This is a genomic window from Streptomyces sp. x-80 (genome assembly GCF_046549095.1).
Lineage (GTDB): Bacteria > Actinomycetota > Actinomycetes > Streptomycetales > Streptomycetaceae > Streptomyces > Streptomyces celluloflavus.
Genome location: NZ_JAJPWM010000008.1, coordinates 24,429 through 40,339 on the forward strand (window position 1 = coordinate 24,429; position 15,911 = coordinate 40,339).

Here is a 15,911-nt window from a genome sequence, read left to right on the forward strand (position 1 = left end):
CTGAATCCGACCGTAGGGACAGCGCCCGGGAACGCCGGGAAGCGCTGTCGCAGCCCGTTCGGCCCGGGAGGCCCGCTTGTCCCCCTCGTATGACGTGATCGTGCTCGGACTCGGCGGCATGGGCAGCGCCGCCGCCCACCATCTGGCCGCCCGGGGCGCCCGGGTGCTGGGGCTGGAGAAATTCGGCCCGGTGCATCCGCGCGGCTCCAGCCACGGCGGCTCCCGCATCACCCGGCAGTCCTATTTCGAGGACCCCGCGTATGTGCCCCTGCTGCTGCGCGCCCATGAGCTGTACGCGCGGTTGGCGCGCGACAGTGGCCGGCAGGTGGCGACGCTGTGCGGCGGGGTGATGGTCGGGCGGCCCGGGAGCCGTACCGTCGCCGGCGCGCTGCGCTCCGCGCGGACCTGGGACCTGCCGCACGAGATGCTCGACGCGAAGGAGATCCGGCGCCGCTTCCCGACGCTGGCCCCGGCCGCCGACGAGGTCGCGCTGTACGAGGCGCGGGCCGGGTTCGTCCGCCCGGAGCACACCGTGGCGGCCCACCTCCAGCTCGCCGGCCGGAGCGGCGCCGCGCTGCACTTCCAGGAGCCGGTGACCCGCTGGGAGGCGCTGCCGGGCGGGCGCGGGGTGCGGGTGCACACCCCCGACGACACGTATACGGCGGGCCAGTTGGTGATCTGCCCCGGGGCCTGGGCGCCGCGGCTGCTGGCCGGTCTCGGGGTGCCGTTCACCATCGAACGGCAGGTGATGTACTGGTTCGCCCCCGACGGCGGCACCGCCCCGTACGCCCCCGACCAGCACCCCGTCTACATCTGGGAGGACGCGGCGGGCGTCCAGATCTACGGTTTCCCGGCGATCGACGGACCGGACGGCGGCGCGAAGGTGGCGTTCTTCCGCAAGGGCACCGTCTGCACCCCGGAGAGCATCGACCGGACCGTGCACGGGGACGAGGTGCGGGCCATGGCCGCGCAGGCGGCCCGGCTGCTGCCCACCCTCCCCGGCCGCTTCCTGTCGGCCGCCACCTGTATGTACAGCAACACCCCCGACGAGCACTTCGTCATCACCCGGCACCCCGCGCACCCCGACACCGTCACCGTCGCCTGTGGCTTCTCCGGCCACGGCTTCAAGTTCGTACCGGTGGTCGGCGAGATCCTCGCCGATCTGGCGCTGACCGGGGGGACCGGGCACCCCATCGAGCTGTTCGACCCCGGCCGGCTGGCCGCCGCGCCCGTCCCCGGAGGTGTCCGATGACCCTCGTTCCCGAGTCCACCGGTCTGCTCGCCACCCTGCCGGGGCAGCTGTACACCGACCCCGGTGTCTTCGCCGAGGAGCAGCAGCGGATCTTCGAATCGCTGTGGTTCTGCGCGGTCCGCGCGGCCGACCTGGCGCGGCCCGGCGCGTTCCGTACCGTCCAGGTGGGCCGGGAGAGCGTGCTGATCACCCGCAATCACCGGGGCGGTTTCCGGGCGTTCCTCAACGTCTGCCGGCACCGCGGCGCCCGGCTGTGCACCGAGGAGTCCGGTGAGGCAGGGCGCTCGCTGCGCTGCCCGTACCACGCCTGGACCTACGATCTGGACGGACGGCTGACCGCCGCGCCCAACCTGCGGCGGATGCCGGAGGTGGACCCGGGGGAACGCGGGCTGCTGCCGGTCCGGCTGCGGGAGTGGCTGGGCTATGTGTGGGTGTGCCTGGCCGAGGAGCCGCCCTCCTTCGAGGAGACGGTGATCGCGGCGGTCACCGAGCGGCTGGGCGATCCGGCGGCCGTGGCCCGTTACGCGGTCGACGGGCTCGCGCTCGGCCGGCGGATCCGCTACGACGTGGCCGCCAACTGGAAGCTGATCGTCGAGAACTTCATGGAGTGCTATCACTGCGCGACCATCCACCCCGAACTGACCGAGGTGTTACCGGAGTTCGCGGACGGTTTCGCCGCGCAGTACTTCGTCGGGCACGGTGCGGCGTTCGCGGACGGGGTCACGGGGTTCACCGTCGACGGCGGTGGCGGCTTCGCTCCGCTCGCCGGTCTCGCCGTGGAACAGGACCGCCGCTACTACGCCGTCACCGTCCGCCCGCAGGTCTTCCTCAACCTCGTACCCGACCATGTGATCGTGCACCGGATGTTCCCGATGGCCGCGGACCGCACCGTCGTCGACTGCGACTGGCTGTACGCACCCGACGTCGTCGCCTCCGGTGCCGACCTCGACGGGTCGGTGGAGCTCTTCCACCGCGTCAACGCGCAGGACTTCGCGGCCTGCGAGCGGACCCAGCCCGCGATGGGCTCCCGCGCCTACCGGGCCGGCGGGGTGCTCGTGCCCACCGAGCACCACATCGGGGAGTTCCACCGGTGGGTCACCGGGCGGCTCCGTCCGCAGGGGCATCCGGAGCCGGGGCCGGTGCGCCGTCCGCCGTCCCCTCCGGAGCGTCCTCGGACCGGGCCGGCGGCTGCGGGGGCTCTTCCGGACGGCGGTACATCCGCGTCGCCGTGATCTGGCCGTGCACCGGCTCCCCGGCCGGGTCCTGCTGCGGCAGACCGGGCCGCAGATGCTCCTCGACGCTGATGTACTTCAGCCCGGCCCGCAGGTCCGCGTCATTGCGCAACCGGATGACCAGCGGGAACTCGGCGAGCGCGGTGGTGTCGAAGAGGCCGGTGGTGTAGAGCAGCTGGACGCCGAGAGCGTCGGCGACGGCCCGCTGGAGCTCCAGCAGATAGGTGGCGTTGGCCCGGCCGATGGGGTTGTCGAGGAACAGCGTGCCGGCGTGCCGCTGCTTGTCGCGGCCCCGGTCGTTGCTGCGCAGCGCCGCCATCGTGCAGTACAGGGCGATGGCGGCGGTCAGCAGCTGGCCGCCGGAGAAGACGTCGCCCATCTGCCCGACCGGCACCCGCTCGGCGCGCAGCACCGCGTCCGGCTTGAGGATCTCCACGGCCACCCCGCGCGGCCGGAGCGCGGCGGCGACCCCGCGCAGCAGCAGCGACATACCGTCCCGCCGCAGATCGCTGTTCTTCTTCACCGCCGAACGGGTCGCCTCGTCGATGACCTCGCCGAGCCGCTCGGCGAGCGTGGCCTGGTCCGGGTCCTCGAAGCGGATCCGCAGGAACTCCTGCCCCGACCACTCCCCCAGCCCCTCGGGCAGCCGGGACAGCCGCTGCGCCGAACGCAGCGTGGTCAGCGACGACTCGACCAGGCCGCGGAGCCGGTCGACGATGCTGTCGCGGTTGCGCTCCAGCTGCGCCAGTTCGTCGGTCAGCACCCGCAGCCGGGGCGCGAACGCCTCCGCCCACTTGGCCGCGTGGTCCGGGAGCGCGGCGGCGGGCAGTTCGCGGATCTGCTGCCGGGCGGGGGTGCGTACCTGTTCGTAGCGGGTCGAGTTGGCGTGCCGTACCAGGACGTCGCCCGCCTCGCGCACCGCGGCCTCGGCGGCCGACAGGTCGGCGGCGCAGCCGCGCAGCGAGCGGCGGGACTCGGCGGCGGCGTGCCGGGCCTCCGCCAGCCCGCCGGCGTACGGTTCGGGCTGCTCGCCCGCCGGGTCCTCGGCGTCGTGGTGGTCGCGCAGCAGATCGCGCAACTGGGCGGCGCTCTCCTCGAAGCCGCCGGCCGCGTCCTCGGCGGCGCGGTGGCCGCGCAGCAGCTCTTCGTGCCGGGCGCGGGCGGCGTCCAGCGCGTCGGTGGCGGTGGCCAGTTCGCCGCCCGCGGTGCGCAGGAGTTCCTTGGCCCGGCCGGCGTCCGCGGGGATCAGCGCGTCGGGCAGCTCGGTGTGCGCGTCGCCGTCGGTGGGGGCGAGCCGCTCGGCCTCGCCGCGCAGCCGGCCCAGTTGCTCGCTGGCGGCCGAGGCGCGGGTCTCCAGCATGTGGACGAGCGATTCGGCGCGTGCCGCGGCGGCCTGCCGGGACGGGCCGTCGGCGGCGTCCGGGCTCTGGAGGAGCTGTTCGGCGCGGGTGCGGACCTTGTTGGTGAGGCGGTTCAGCTCGGCCAGGGCGGCGCTCTCCTCGCCCTCGGCGCGGGCCTGTTCGGCGCGCAGGTCGGCGCCGACACCGACCTTTTCGTAGAGCTGGGAGGCGGCGCGGTACGCCTCGCGCAGGGCGGGCAGGGACGTGGTGGCGCCCTCGGGGGCGCCACCCAGGTCGTCGGGGACGCCGGCGATCTCGGCGCGCTCGGCGCGCAGCGCGCGGGCGGTGCGGCGGGCGTCGTCGGCGGCCCGCTGGGCGGCCCTGCGGTCCTCGTCGGCGGCCCGTGCGCGGTCCACGCACTCCTCGGCGCGGGCCTCGAACTCGGCGCTCTCGTCGGCGAGTTCACGCAGCCGGGACTGCCAGCCGGCGCGCTCGCGCAGCCGGTGGGCGAGCCCCGCCAGGATGTCCGCGGCGCGGCGGGCGCGCTGCGCGGCCTCCTGCCGCTCGTCGCGCACCCGGGTGGCCTCCGCCGCGATCTCGTCGGCCTCGGCGCGGACCGTACGGGCCTCGGCCAGCTCGGCGGCCGCGGTGTCCGCGGCCGCGCGGGTGCGCGCCGCGGCGGCGGCCAGCTCGGCGAGCCGGCCGGCCGGGCAGCCGGTGCGCCACGAGGCGAGCCGGGCGGCCAGCGCGCGGTCCCCGGCGAGCCGGGCGGCGAGCGCCCGGATCTCGTCGTCGCGCCGCATGGCGCGGGCCCGCAGCGCCTGGCGCTCCTCGTCGGCGGCGGATTCGTCGTGCATCGCCGGGTTGGGCGGGACGAGGAAGACGCCGGTGTCCCGGCCGTCGGAGGCGGGGGTGGGGGCGAGCAGGGCGGCGGCGGTGCCGACGGCGACGGCGGAGCGGGGCAGCAGCGCGGCCCGGCCGAGGACCTCGCGGGCCCGTGCGTGGGTGTCGGGGTCGGTGATGATCACGCCGTCGACGAGTTCGGGGCGGGCGGCGAGCACCCGGGTGTGGTCGGCGGGATCGACGGACTGGGCGAGATAGCGCCAGCCGGGCAGTGCCGGGACGCCGTGCTCGCCGAGATATTCGACGGCGGCCAGCACATCGGGGCCGGGAGGCAGCAGACCGCCGTCGCCCAGCGCGCCGAGGATGCGGGAGTCGTCCGCGGCGGCGGTGCGCAGGTCGAAGAGCTGCCGTTCGGCGGCGGCGACGCCCTCGTCGAGCAGTTCGTGCAGCGCGTCGGCGTTGCGGTCCAGTTCCTCGGCGGTGAGCGGGCCGGCGGCGGGGCGGGCCGGGCCGGCGGGGGCGCTCTCGCGTTCCTGGCCGGTGGCCGTCCGGGGGCCGGGCAGGCCGATGGTGCGGGCCCGGTCCTCGGGGAGTCCGAGGAGGTCGGCGAGCCGCTGCTCGGCGCCGATCGATTCGGCGGCGCGGCGCTCCGCGTCATGGGCGCCCTCCGCGGCCTGGGCGGCGTCCTCGGCGCGGGCCGCCGCCAGCTCCGCGGCGGAGTGCCGCGCGGTGGCCTCCCGGACGCGGTCGGTGGCTTCCCGGGCCGCCTCGCGGGCCGTGTCCCAGACCGCGACGGCGCTCTTCTCGGCGTCCGAGGCGGCGAGCGCGGCGCGGGCCGGATCGGCGTCCGGGGCGGTGTCGTCCAGCCAGCCGGCCGCGACGGCCTCGGTGGTCTCCTGGGCGACCTCGGCGAGCCGCTGCTTGAGGTGTCCGGTCTCGCTGCGGGCGCGCTGGGCGTGGGTGGCGGCGGCGGTGGCGTCGCGGTGCGCCGATTCGGCGGCCTCCTGGAGGGCCGCGGAGCGCTCCTCCTCCTCGCCCGCGATCCGTTCGCCCGCCTCGGCGGCGGTGTGCAGGGCGCGGACGAGGTCGGCGGCGGCGGTGGCGCGGGCGGCGAGCGCCGGGGCGGCGTCCCGCTCGGCCTCGCGGATGGCGGCGGCGACGCGGGTGGAGCGGTCGGCGGCGGCGCGGTGGCGCAGTGCGATCTCGGCGGCCTGCCAGGCGCTGTGCAGTGTGCGGGCGTCGTTGAGTTCGCGGCGCTGGGCGGCGGCGCCCTTCTCGGCGGCGGTCAGCGCCAGCGAGGCGTGCCGGTAGGCGAGTTCGGCGGAGACCAGGGCACGGCGGTCCCGGGTGTCCGCGGCGTCGGTGACGCGGTGCGCGGCGGCGGCGACCTGTTCGGCGAGTTCGGCGGCCCGGCCGTGCTCCTCGGTGCCGCGGGCGTGCAGCCGCCGGGCGAGGCCGCGGGTGCGCCGCTCGGCGCCCGTGTGCACCTCACGGGCGCGTTCGCGCTGCTCGGCGGCGTCGGCGATGCGCGCCAGCAGGTCGAGGGAGCCGGCGGTGAAGTCCCGTTCCGCGGTGAGCTCGGCGCGCCGGCCGAGCTTGTGCGCGAAGCCGTGGACGAGGTCGGCGAGGCCGTCGGTGTCGCGGGTGTCGGTGACGGCGCGCAGCAGCAGGTCGGTGAAGTCGGAGTCGTTCTTGACCGCGAACAGGCCGGCGGCCTCGCCCTCGTCGGCGTTCATCTCCCGCTGGTAGCGGAAGAGTTCGGGGTCCAGGCCCAGGTCGCCGAGGTGTTCGTTCCAGCGTTCGTGGATCTCTTCCCAGACGACGTCGAGGTTGGGGTAGTTCTTGCCGGCTTCGGTGAGGACGTCGCGGAAGCCCTTCATCGTGCGGCGGCGGCCCTGGGCGCCCGAGGCGCCCTCGCCGCTCTCCCGGCGGGGCCGGACGACGGTGGCCTCGGCGACGGGGAGGGAGTCCAGGCTCATCCCGGGGCCCGGCCGGAAGCTGTACCAGGCTTCGGCGAACTTCCGGGGGTCGTTGGAGACCTGCCGGCCGCGCCATTCGCTGACCTTGCCGACGACGACGCTCTCACCGGTGAGGACGTGCTGCCATTCCAGGGCGACATGGCCGCAGTCGTCGGCGAGCAGGAACTTGCGCAGGACGCCGGAGCTGGCGCCGCCGAGGGTGTTGCGGTGGCCGGGCAGCATCACCGAGAAGATCAGCTTGAGCAGGACGGACTTGCCGCCGCCGTTCTCCAGGAAGAGGACGCCCGCGGGGGCCGGGCGGCGCGGCGGGCCGACCGGTTCGTCCTCGAAGAAGTCCGCCTGGGCCGGGGCCGGCCGGGGCACGGGTGCGCCGACTCCGCGCAGGTCCAGCACGGTGTCGGCATAGCGCGCACCGGCGGGTCCGATGGAGTAGAGGCGGACCCTGGACAGCTCGTACATGGCGGACTCTCGTTGTTGTGTCGTGTGGTGTCGTGTGGTGTCTTGTCGGACGGTGGCCGGCGGGACCGGCCGGCGAGGTCAGGCGGAGTGGAAGGGGAGCCCGGCCTCGGCGACCAGGTCGAGGTCGTCGGTGTCCTCGCCGGGCAGCAGGGAGGCGCTGCCGTCGGCGACGGTGACGATGCCCAGCTCCAGCAGTTCGGCCATGGCGGCGCCGCCGGCCAGGTCGCGGACCTGGAGCTGGTAGCGGGCGGTGGTGCGGTAGGCGCCGCCGGCGTCGTCGCCGGTGCGTTGCAGGAAGCCGGAGTCGACGAGGAAGGTGACGGCCTTGGCGATGATGCCGGTGGTCGAACCTGCCAGTCGCCGGGCGTCCTTGGTGGCGCCGGTCGCGCTGCGCCGGGCGTAGACCCGCCAGGCCGACTCCAGGCCGGGGGCGCCGGTGGCCGGGTCGGTGTTCTCGCCGTCCTGCTCGGCGCGCTCCTCCAGGCGGCGGCACGCCTGGCGGACGAAGGCGTCGACGCCGTTGACGGTGATCCGGCCGATGTAGCCGTCGTCGGCGAGATCCTCGGGGCGCGGGAACGCCAGCGCGGCGACGGCCAGATGGGCGAGGCCGTGCAGGAAGCGGTCGGCGGAGTCGGCGGAGGCGCGGCGGGCGTAGTCGCCCATCCGGACGGCGAAGACGGAGTCCTCGGCGGCGGTGACGGCCATCCCGGCGCGGGTGGACACCTCCAGGACGACCAGGCCGAGGCCGGTGGCGACCGCGTCGCTCAGCCGGGCGAAGGCGGGCTCGTCGCGGTAGCGGCGCAGCAGTTCGGCGTATTCGGCGTCGCGGGCGGGCAGCAGTTTGGGCTGGAGTCCGAAGGAGACCAGCCGTGCGGCGTCCGCGGCGTCGGCCGGGGTGACCGGCGCGGGGCCGGCCGGGCCCGGCGTCCCGTCGGCGGGCACCGGCCGGTCCGCCGCCTCGCCTGCGGCGGACGGCTCCGGCGGTGCCGGGTCGGCGGCGTCGTACTCGGTCACGGTTGAAGCTCCTTGTGGGGGGTGGGGGCGGCCGGTCGGCGGTGGCGGGCGCCGCAGCGCCGTACGCGGGATCGTCGGGGCATCAGGCCACCTCCGAGCGGTCGGCGGCCATCCCGGCCGCGTCCAGCAGGGCCTTGCCGACGACGAGGTCGGCGCCGCCGAACTCCGGGTCGGCGAGCTCGGTTCCGTCGTCGACGGCGAAGAGCAGCTGCTGCTCGCCCTGGCGGTAGGCGGTGCCGACCGGGGGGCTGGCGGCGTGCACCGCCAGGAGGGCGACGAGGTAGGGGAGTTCGGGGTCCGCGCGGCGGGCGTCGGCGAGCAGGCCGGAGAGCCGGCGGGGGGCGTCGGCGGGCAGGTCGAGGAGTTCCATCGCGGCGTCGAGCTGCTGTTCGCTGAAGCGGCTGTCGTCGGGCGTCGCCACCAGGTCGGGCTCGGGCATCTCGGCGCCGAGGTGCTCGCGCTCCAGGGGCGGGGTGAGCAGCACCTCGACGAGGTCGCCGACGCGGACGGCCGACGGGGTGCGCAGGCCCGTGCCGTGGGCGAAGAACGCGTCGGTGACGCGGATGGCGCGCTCGGCGGGAAGGGGCAGCAGCGGGGCGACGAGCTGGCCGTAGAGGTCGAGGCCCAGGCGGGCGGCGGGGGTGGCGAACGCCTGCCGGTCCTGTTCGGCGCGGAAGAGCGGTCCGGCTTCCAGCAGCCGGGACTGGAGCTGGGTGTGCCGGCGGATGCAGTCCTTGACGATGTCGACCAGCTCGGCGGCGAGGCGCTTGTGCTCGGGCTCCTCGGTCTCGTCGCGGGCCTTGCGGATGTTGGTGAGGATGGCGTTCTCGTGGCGGTAGCGGTCCGCGACGTGCTCCAGCGCCTCGGCGATCATGTCGGGGACGGCGTGCAGCCAGTCGACGGCGCGGACGTTGCGCCGGGTGGCGTCCAGGGTCCGGCGGAGGGTCTCGGCGTACTGCACGGTGCGGTAGCGGGCCTGTTCGGCGGCGAGCTGGGCGTCGGCCAGCCGGCCGCGTCTGATCAGCACCTCCAGCTTGACCTCGGCGGCGATCTGGGCGCTGGTGACGTCCGTGTCGAGGGCGCCGACCAGGACGTTGACCGCTTCGTCGGTGGTCCGGAGGTAGACGTTGCCGCCGGTGCCGGGGACCTCCTCGATGAGCTTGAAGTCGTAGTCGCGGCGGACGTACTCGCCCTCGGGGCCGAAGGTGCCGTAGACGGCGCGGAAGCCGCGGTCCACGCTGCCGACGTTGATCAGGTTCTCCAGCACCCAGCGGGCCACCCGCTCGTGCTCGCCCGCGGGGCGGCGCGGGGCCTGCGCGGCGATCCGCGGGAGCACCCTGGCCACTATCTCCTCGTGGTCGGCGCCGGTGTCGAAGTCCATGTGGAGCGTGACGAGGTCGATGACGGCGAGCGCCACCTCCGCCATCGCGTAGATCCCGTACTCGCCCGCGAGGTTGGCCTTGCGCACGTCGAGGTCGTGGAGCGGCGCGGTGCACGCGAGGGCGCGCAGCCGGCGGGCCAGTCCTTCGTCGGCGGCCGGGCCCGGCGTGGGCCGGCTGGGCCCGTTGAGCTGGGGCGCGGCGGCCCCCGGGGCTGGAAAAGTCACGTCGCACAGCGTAGGCGCTCGCACTGACAACGGACGAAACGGCACGGACCGCCCGGTGCGACGGAGCCGTCCGTCGGCGGTCCGTCAGTCTACGGTGCGGCCCGCCGCGGGACGCCGGCGGGCCGGCTCCGGGGCGCGTACGCGTCCGGCACCGCGGTGGCCGGCCGGGCCGGACGAGCGCCCGGCGCGGTGGCCGGTCCGCGGGCCGGCGGGGCCGGGGACGGCGGGTGCGGTGGGTGCGGTGGGTGCGGCCGCCCCGGCGGCGCCGCTCAGTGGATGGCCCCTTCGGCGACCCTCAGGTCGGTGCGGGTGTGCGCGGCGGTGGCGGCGATCTCCCGCAGGGCCCGCGCGACGGCGGCGACCGGCAGCGACGGCCGGGCGCGGTCCAGGACCTGTTCGGGGGCGTAGGGGACGTGGACGAAGCCGCCGCGTACGCCCGGCAGTTCGGTGGCGATGAGGTGGGCGAGGGCGTAGAAGACGTGGTTGCAGACGAAGGTGCCCGCGGTGTGGGAGACGGAGGCCGGGAGGCCGGCGGCGCGGACGGCCGCCACGCACGCCTTGACCGGCAGCGTGGAGAAGTACGCGGCGGGGCCGCCGGGCACGATCGGCTCGTCTATCGGGCGGGCGCCGGAGGCGTCCGGGATGCGGGCGTCGTCGAGGTTGACGGCGACGCGTTCGACGGTGATGTCGGGGCGGCCGCCCGCCTGACCGACGCTCACCACGATCTCGGGGCGGGTCTCCTCGATGGCGGCGCGCAGCGCCACCCGGGCCGCGCCGTAGACGCAGGGCAGTTCGGCGGTGGCGAGGTCCAGGCCGGCGGGCGGCTCGGCCGCGGCGGCGCGTACCGCCAGCCAGGAGGGGTTGACCGACTCGCCGTCGAAGGGCTCGAATCCGGTCAGCAGTACCCGGGTCATACGGTGCTCCTCGGCGGTGGTCAGAAGGCGAAGAGAGACATGATCACGATGTTGCAGCCGAGCAGCACGCCCGCGGTCGGCAGTTGCGCCTTGATGGGCCCGTACTGGTCCTTCAGTTCCAGCAGGGCCGCCGGCACGATGTTGTAGTTGGCGGCCATCGGGGTCACCAGTGTGCCGCAGAATCCGGCGAGCATGCCGATGGCCAGGACGGCGGCGGGGGTGCCGTGGAAGTGCCCTACCAGGACGGGCCAGCCGACGGCGGCGGTCATCACCGGGAAGGCGGCGAAGGCGTTGCCCATGATGACGGTGAACAGGAACATGCCCACGAGGTAGACGACGATCGCGACGTAGAGCGAGTCCTTGGGCAGCAGGGAGGCGGTGAGCCTGCCCACCTGGTCGCCGACCCCGGAGACCTGGAAGATGGTGCCCAGGGTGGCCAGCAGCTGCGGCAGCAGCATCGCCCAGCCCATCGCCTCCAGCATGCCGCGGCCGGCCTGCACGGGCACGGACAGCCGCTTCTCACGCAGCATCACCATGCCGACCACCAGCGCGACGACGGCGCCGATGCCCAGCCCGAGGATGGTCTCGCTGCCCTTCTGGAGGACCGGCTGCCCGCCGACGGAGAGGTGTTTGACGCCGATGGCGCAGACCATCGCGACGGCGGGGATGGTGAGCGCCGGGACGAAGAGCCGGTTGCCCAGCCGGGCGGCGCTCGCCCGGCGCTGTTCCGGGGTGGTGGTGCGGGGGGTGCCGCGGCCGGTGAAGCCGCAGCCGGCCAGGACGGCCATGAGGAGGACGGCGACGCCCAGCGGCTCGGCGGGGGCCTGTTTGGTGACCACCCAGCTGCTGTAGACGAAGCCGGCGCCGATCAGGCCCCAGAAGGCGCCGGTGCCCAGGCGCTTGGGGTTGCTGCGGTCGGCGGCCATCTGGGCGGCCATCACCAGGAAGCTGAGGCCGACCAGCCAGTAGAACCACTCTGCCTTGATCATTTGACGGCCTCCGCGGCGAGGGATTCGGCGTTGGCGGTGACCAGTTCGCGCTCCAGCCGGCGGTCCAGGCGCAGCAGTCGCCAGCCGTGGACGGCGAAGGCGCACAGCGCGGTGGGGATCGCCCACAGGGCGAGGTGCAGCGGTTCGAGGTGGGTGCCGTAGGTGGTGTTGACGAAGCTGGTGATCAGCAGGATCGAGCCGACGGCCAGGAAGACGTCCTCACCGAAGAACAGGCCGACGTTGTCCGCGCTGGCGGAGAACGACCTGATCTTCTCCCGGGTCCGGTCCGGCAGTTGGCCGTACTTCCGCTCGGCGGCGCCCTCGGCCATCGGGACGGCGAGCGGGCGGACGGTCTGGGCGTGCCCGAAGACGTTGGTCAGCCCGACCGCGGCGCCGATCTGCCGGAGGCCGAGGTAGAGCGCCAGGAAACGGCCGGTGGTGAGCTTGCCGAACCGGGCGATCAGGTTGCGGGCCTGCTCCTGGAGGCCGTAGCGCTCCAGGAGGCCGATGACCGGCAGGGTGATCGCGAAGATCGTCACCGCCCGGCTGTTCGCGAAGCCCTCGCCGAAGGCGGCGAGGACCTCACCGGGTGTCAGGCCGCCGAGGAGGCCGGTGGCGATACCGGCCACCCCGACGACCAGGAGCGGGTTGCGTTTCGTGGCGAAGCCGATCACGACCACGAGCACGCCGAGGAGCACGATCATGGATCCGCCTTCCGCGTACGGGACCCCACGCGGACCGCGCGGGGAGAGAAGAAAAGAGTCCTGCGGAGGCTAGGCGATTGTTCAACGATCCGACAAGGGTTCTGTGAGGACGAACCTCATTGTTCGGCGATGTGCTGGGCGTACGCCCCCGACAGCTGGCTGCGCGAATCCTCCAGATAGGACACCAGCAACCGCTCCGCCTCGGCGGCATCGCCCGCCTGGAGCGCCTCGACGATCTGCCGGTTGCGGGTCAGATACGGCGCGTGGAAGCGCCGCGGATCGTCCATGACGTGGAAGACCAGCCGCAGTTCGGCCAGCACACCGCGCATCAGCTCATCGGTGCGGGGGCTGCCGGCCAGCGCCACGATCGCCTGATGAAAGCGGATATTTGCGGTTGAAAGATCCTGCCAGGCCCGGTCGTGGGAGGCGGTCTCACCGGCCCGCACGGCCGCCTCGATGGCCCCGATCGCCTCGGTCACCCCGGCGTCGTAGGGCGATTCCCCCAGCCCGCGGACCGCCGCGCACTCCACCAGGGTGCGCACCCGGTAGATGTCGTCCAGGTCCGCCACCGTCACCAGACGTACGAACACTCCGCGGTTGAGCCGGTGCACCAGCAGCCGCTCGTGCGTGAGCAGCCGGAACGCCTCGCGCAGGGTGTTGCGCGAGACGCCCAGCGCACCGCCGATGCCCTCCTCCGAGAGCCGGACACCGGGCGGGAAATACCCCTCGGTGATCCGGTCCCGCAGAATGTCGGCGACCCGCTCGGCCGTACTGGAGCGCCCCAGCAGCGCACGGTCCCGCGCCAGCCCCGAGACCTCCGCGAGCCGCCGCTGATCGTTCTTCGCCACTCCGCCGGCCATACCGCCTCCCCGTCCCTCGCCTCGTACCGGGTGACCCGCCGACGGGCCACCCGGGTGCCGTTCCGGCGGAAGTCAATCCCAGATGGAAGAGCGAGACAACACACCTCTTGTCGGATCGTTCAACGATCCCTTACGTTGGCCTCCATGCCGGTCGGCCCGAGTGCCCTCGGGGGAGAGTCACTACGGATACGGGCCGACCGGTCCTCCCTCATCCCCATCCACCACATCCCGCCACTTCAGCCACGCGCGCGCCGCGACGGCGCACGCACCGGCACCCCGGCACACCGGCAGCCGCCCTCGGCCCCGGACCCGGCGGCCGCGCACCCGGCGGAGCACCGAGCACATCTGGAACGGACACACATGAGCGACGCGGTGGCCCCTCCCGTCATCGACCTCAACGCCGACCTCGGAGAAGGCTTCGGCCGCTGGCAGCTCACCGACGACGAGGCCCTGCTGTCCGTCGTCACCAGCGCCAACGTCGCCTGCGGCTTCCACGCCGGCGACCCGGCCACGATGCGGCGGGTGTGCGATCTGGCCGCCGCGCGCGGTGTGGTCATCGGCGCCCAGGTCTCCTACCGCGACCTGGCCGGCTTCGGCCGCCGCGCGATGGACGTGCCGCCCGAGGAGCTGGCCGACGAGATCACCTACCAGATAGGCGCGTTGGAGGTCTTCGCACGCGCTGCCGGGGCCCGCGTCGGCTACGTCAAACCGCACGGCGCGCTCTACAACCGCTGTGTGCACGACGCGGAGCAGGCGGACGCCGTCGTCGCCGGTATCCGCACCGCGGGCGGCGGTCTCCCGGTGCTCGGCCTGACCGGCTCCCGGCTGCACGAGGCGGCCGGCCGGGCCGGTCTGCCCGTGGTCGGCGAGGCGTTCGCCGACCGCGCCTACACCGCCGCGGGCACCCTCGTCCCACGCCGCGAACCGGGCTCGGTCGTCCACGATCCCGACGAGGTCGTCCGGCGCGCCCTGGGCATGTCCCGGGACCGCGCCGTCACCTCCCTCGACGGCCGGCGGGTCGAGATCACGGCCCGGTCGCTCTGTCTGCACGGCGACACCCCGGGCGCCGCCGGGCTCGCCCGCCGCGTACGGTCCGCGCTGACCGCGGCCGGCGTCCGCGTGCGGAGCTTCGTATGAGGCCGCTGCCCGTCGGCGAACACGGGCTGCTCATCGAACTGGACACCGCCGGCGAGACCGAGGCGCTCCATGCCGAACTGCTGCGCCGGGCCGCCGACGGCACCCTGCCGCCGGTCCGCGAGATCGTGCCGGCCGCCCGTACCGTCCTGCTCGACGGGCTCGCGGACCCGCGTGGCCTCACCGCCGAGCTGGCGACCTGGGACGTCCCGGCCCGCACCGCGGGCGACCGGCCCGGTGTCGAGATCCCGGTCCGGTACGACGGCCCCGACCTCGCCGAGGTCGCCGCCCTGTGGGGCGTCACCCCGGACGAGGTCGTCCGCCTGCACTCCGGCACCGAATTCCACGTCGCCTTCTGCGGATTCGCCCCCGGCTTCGGCTATCTGACCGGTCTGCCGGAACCGCTGCACGTACCGCGCCGCGACACCCCCCGCACCAGGGTCCCGGCCGGCGCCGTCGCCCTGGCCGGCCCGTACACCGGCGTCTACCCGCGCGCCTCCCCCGGCGGCTGGCAGCTCATCGGCACCACCGACACCGTCCTGTGGGATCCGCACCGCGAGCCCGCGGCGCTGCTCGCGCCCGGCACCCGGGTCCGTTTCGTCCCCCAGGACCACCCGGGCACCACCGCAGGGGAGCACCCCGGCGCCGTGTCCGGTGACGTCTGCCGCGCCGAGGAGGCACCCCGATGACCGGCCCCGCCCTCACGGTCGTCCGGGCCGGTGCGCTCACCACCGTCCAGGACCTCGGCCGACCCGGCCACGCACACCTCGGCGTACCCCGCGCCGGCGCCCTCGACGAGCCCGCGCACCGTCTCGCCAACCGCCTGGTGGGCAACCCCGGGTCGGCCGCCACCCTGGAGACGACGCTGACCGGCTGCGGTATCCGCGTCCGTACGGCCACCACCGTCGCCGTCACCGGCGCCCCCTGCCCGGTGACGGTCGACGGCCGCCCGGCGCCCTGGGGCGCGCCGGTCCGTGTCCCGGCGGGCGCCGTCCTGGACGCCGGACCGGCCACCCACGGGCTGCGCTCGTACCTCGCCTGCGCGGGCGGTATCGGCACCGAACCGGTCCTGGGCAGCCGCGCCGCCGACCTGCTCTCCGGCCTCGGCCCCGACCCGCTCACCGACGGCGCGGTCCTCCCCCTCGGCCCGCCGCACGGCCCGCCCGCCGACGCGGACGCCGTCCCGCACACCGGCCCGGGGACGGAGTTGGTGCTCCCCTTCGTCCCCGGCCCCCGCCACACCTGGTTCACCGACCACGGTCTGCGCACCCTGGCCACCGGCCGCTTCCGGGTCTCCGCGGCCAGCAACCGCATCGGCCTGCGCACCGAGGGCCCGTCGCTGGAACGCGCCCGCACCGGCGAACTCCCCAGCGAGGGAATGCCGTTGGGCGCCCTCCAGGTGCCGCCCGACGGCCGCCCGGTCCTCTTCCTCCACGACCATCCCACCACCGGCGGCTACCCGGTGATCGGCGTGGTCCCCGAGCGCTACCTCGCCCCCGCCGCCCAGGCCGTACCGGGCACCCCGGTCCGGTTCGTCCCGCGGCGCGCGGCCGGGCCCGCCCGGCGCCGCCCCGGCTGACCGCCC

At 74.9% G+C, this 15,911-nt stretch carries 11 protein-coding genes and 1 pseudogene; 5 read left to right on the plus strand and 7 right to left on the minus strand.

Annotated features, from left to right (window positions below):
• The first annotated feature begins 76 nt into the window (after positions 1 to 76).
• The gene (gene solA / locus ACLJWH_RS17425; protein WP_411142633.1) at positions 77 to 1,252 is read left to right on the plus strand and encodes an N-methyl-L-tryptophan oxidase; all 1,176 of its coding nucleotides are present in this window, start codon (positions 77 to 79) and stop codon (positions 1,250 to 1,252) included.
• Positions 1,249 to 2,361 (plus strand): annotated as a pseudogene (locus tag ACLJWH_RS17430) (aromatic ring-hydroxylating oxygenase subunit alpha); the annotation flags it as partial. The gene solA and the pseudogene ACLJWH_RS17430, both read left to right, overlap by 4 nt.
• Here the strand turns inward: ACLJWH_RS17430 and ACLJWH_RS17435 are convergent.
• The 7 genes from ACLJWH_RS17435 to ACLJWH_RS17465 all read right to left on the minus strand — a co-directional run bounded on the left by ACLJWH_RS17435 (position 2,348) and on the right by ACLJWH_RS17465 (position 13,192).
• Positions 2,348 to 7,105: a hypothetical protein gene (locus tag ACLJWH_RS17435; RefSeq protein WP_411142634.1), complete on the minus strand. Its 4,758-nt coding sequence runs from the start codon at positions 7,103 to 7,105 to the stop codon at positions 2,348 to 2,350. The pseudogene ACLJWH_RS17430 and the gene ACLJWH_RS17435 sit on opposite strands and share 14 nt — an antisense overlap.
• 78 nt (positions 7,106 to 7,183) lie before the next feature.
• Positions 7,184 to 8,119, minus strand: coding sequence for a hypothetical protein (locus tag ACLJWH_RS17440; RefSeq protein WP_411142635.1), 936 nt, complete (start codon positions 8,117 to 8,119; stop codon positions 7,184 to 7,186).
• Between the two features lie 82 nt (positions 8,120 to 8,201).
• Positions 8,202 to 9,725 (minus strand): hypothetical protein, encoded by a 1,524-nt coding sequence (locus tag ACLJWH_RS17445; protein WP_411142636.1) that lies wholly within the window; start codon positions 9,723 to 9,725, stop codon positions 8,202 to 8,204.
• 269 nt (positions 9,726 to 9,994) lie between these two features.
• On the minus strand, positions 9,995 to 10,639 hold the full coding sequence (gene pcp / locus ACLJWH_RS17450; protein WP_411142637.1) for a pyroglutamyl-peptidase I: 645 nt from the start codon (positions 10,637 to 10,639) through the stop codon (positions 9,995 to 9,997).
• A gap of 20 nt (positions 10,640 to 10,659) precedes the next feature.
• Positions 10,660 to 11,628: a DUF979 domain-containing protein gene (locus ACLJWH_RS17455; RefSeq protein ID WP_411142638.1), complete on the minus strand. Its 969-nt coding sequence runs from the start codon at positions 11,626 to 11,628 to the stop codon at positions 10,660 to 10,662.
• Positions 11,625 to 12,332: a DUF969 domain-containing protein gene (locus tag ACLJWH_RS17460; RefSeq protein ID WP_411142639.1), complete on the minus strand. Its 708-nt coding sequence runs from the start codon at positions 12,330 to 12,332 to the stop codon at positions 11,625 to 11,627. The genes ACLJWH_RS17455 and ACLJWH_RS17460 overlap by 4 nt, the downstream gene beginning before the upstream one ends.
• A gap of 116 nt (positions 12,333 to 12,448) precedes the next feature.
• Positions 12,449 to 13,192: a GntR family transcriptional regulator gene (locus ACLJWH_RS17465; protein WP_411142640.1), complete on the minus strand. Its 744-nt coding sequence runs from the start codon at positions 13,190 to 13,192 to the stop codon at positions 12,449 to 12,451.
• 360 nt (positions 13,193 to 13,552) lie between these two features.
• Here ACLJWH_RS17465 and ACLJWH_RS17470 point away from each other — a divergent pair, with 360 nt between their 5' ends.
• Genes ACLJWH_RS17470 through ACLJWH_RS17480 form a run of 3 tightly spaced genes read left to right on the plus strand, consistent with a single transcriptional unit; the run spans position 13,553 to position 15,905 of the window.
• Complete coding sequence (locus tag ACLJWH_RS17470; protein ID WP_411142641.1) at positions 13,553 to 14,329, plus strand: LamB/YcsF family protein; 777 nt, start codon at positions 13,553 to 13,555, stop codon at positions 14,327 to 14,329.
• Positions 14,326 to 15,015 carry a 5-oxoprolinase subunit PxpB gene (gene pxpB, locus ACLJWH_RS17475; protein WP_411142642.1) on the plus strand — a complete coding sequence of 230 codons (690 nt, stop codon included), beginning with the start codon at positions 14,326 to 14,328 and terminating at the stop codon, positions 15,013 to 15,015. Before ACLJWH_RS17470 ends, pxpB begins: the two co-directional genes overlap by 4 nt.
• Positions 15,012 to 15,905, plus strand: a complete 894-nt coding sequence (locus tag ACLJWH_RS17480) for a biotin-dependent carboxyltransferase family protein (protein ID WP_411142643.1) — start codon at positions 15,012 to 15,014, stop codon at positions 15,903 to 15,905. The genes pxpB and ACLJWH_RS17480 overlap by 4 nt, the downstream gene beginning before the upstream one ends.
• Positions 15,906 to 15,911 lie beyond the last annotated feature (6 nt).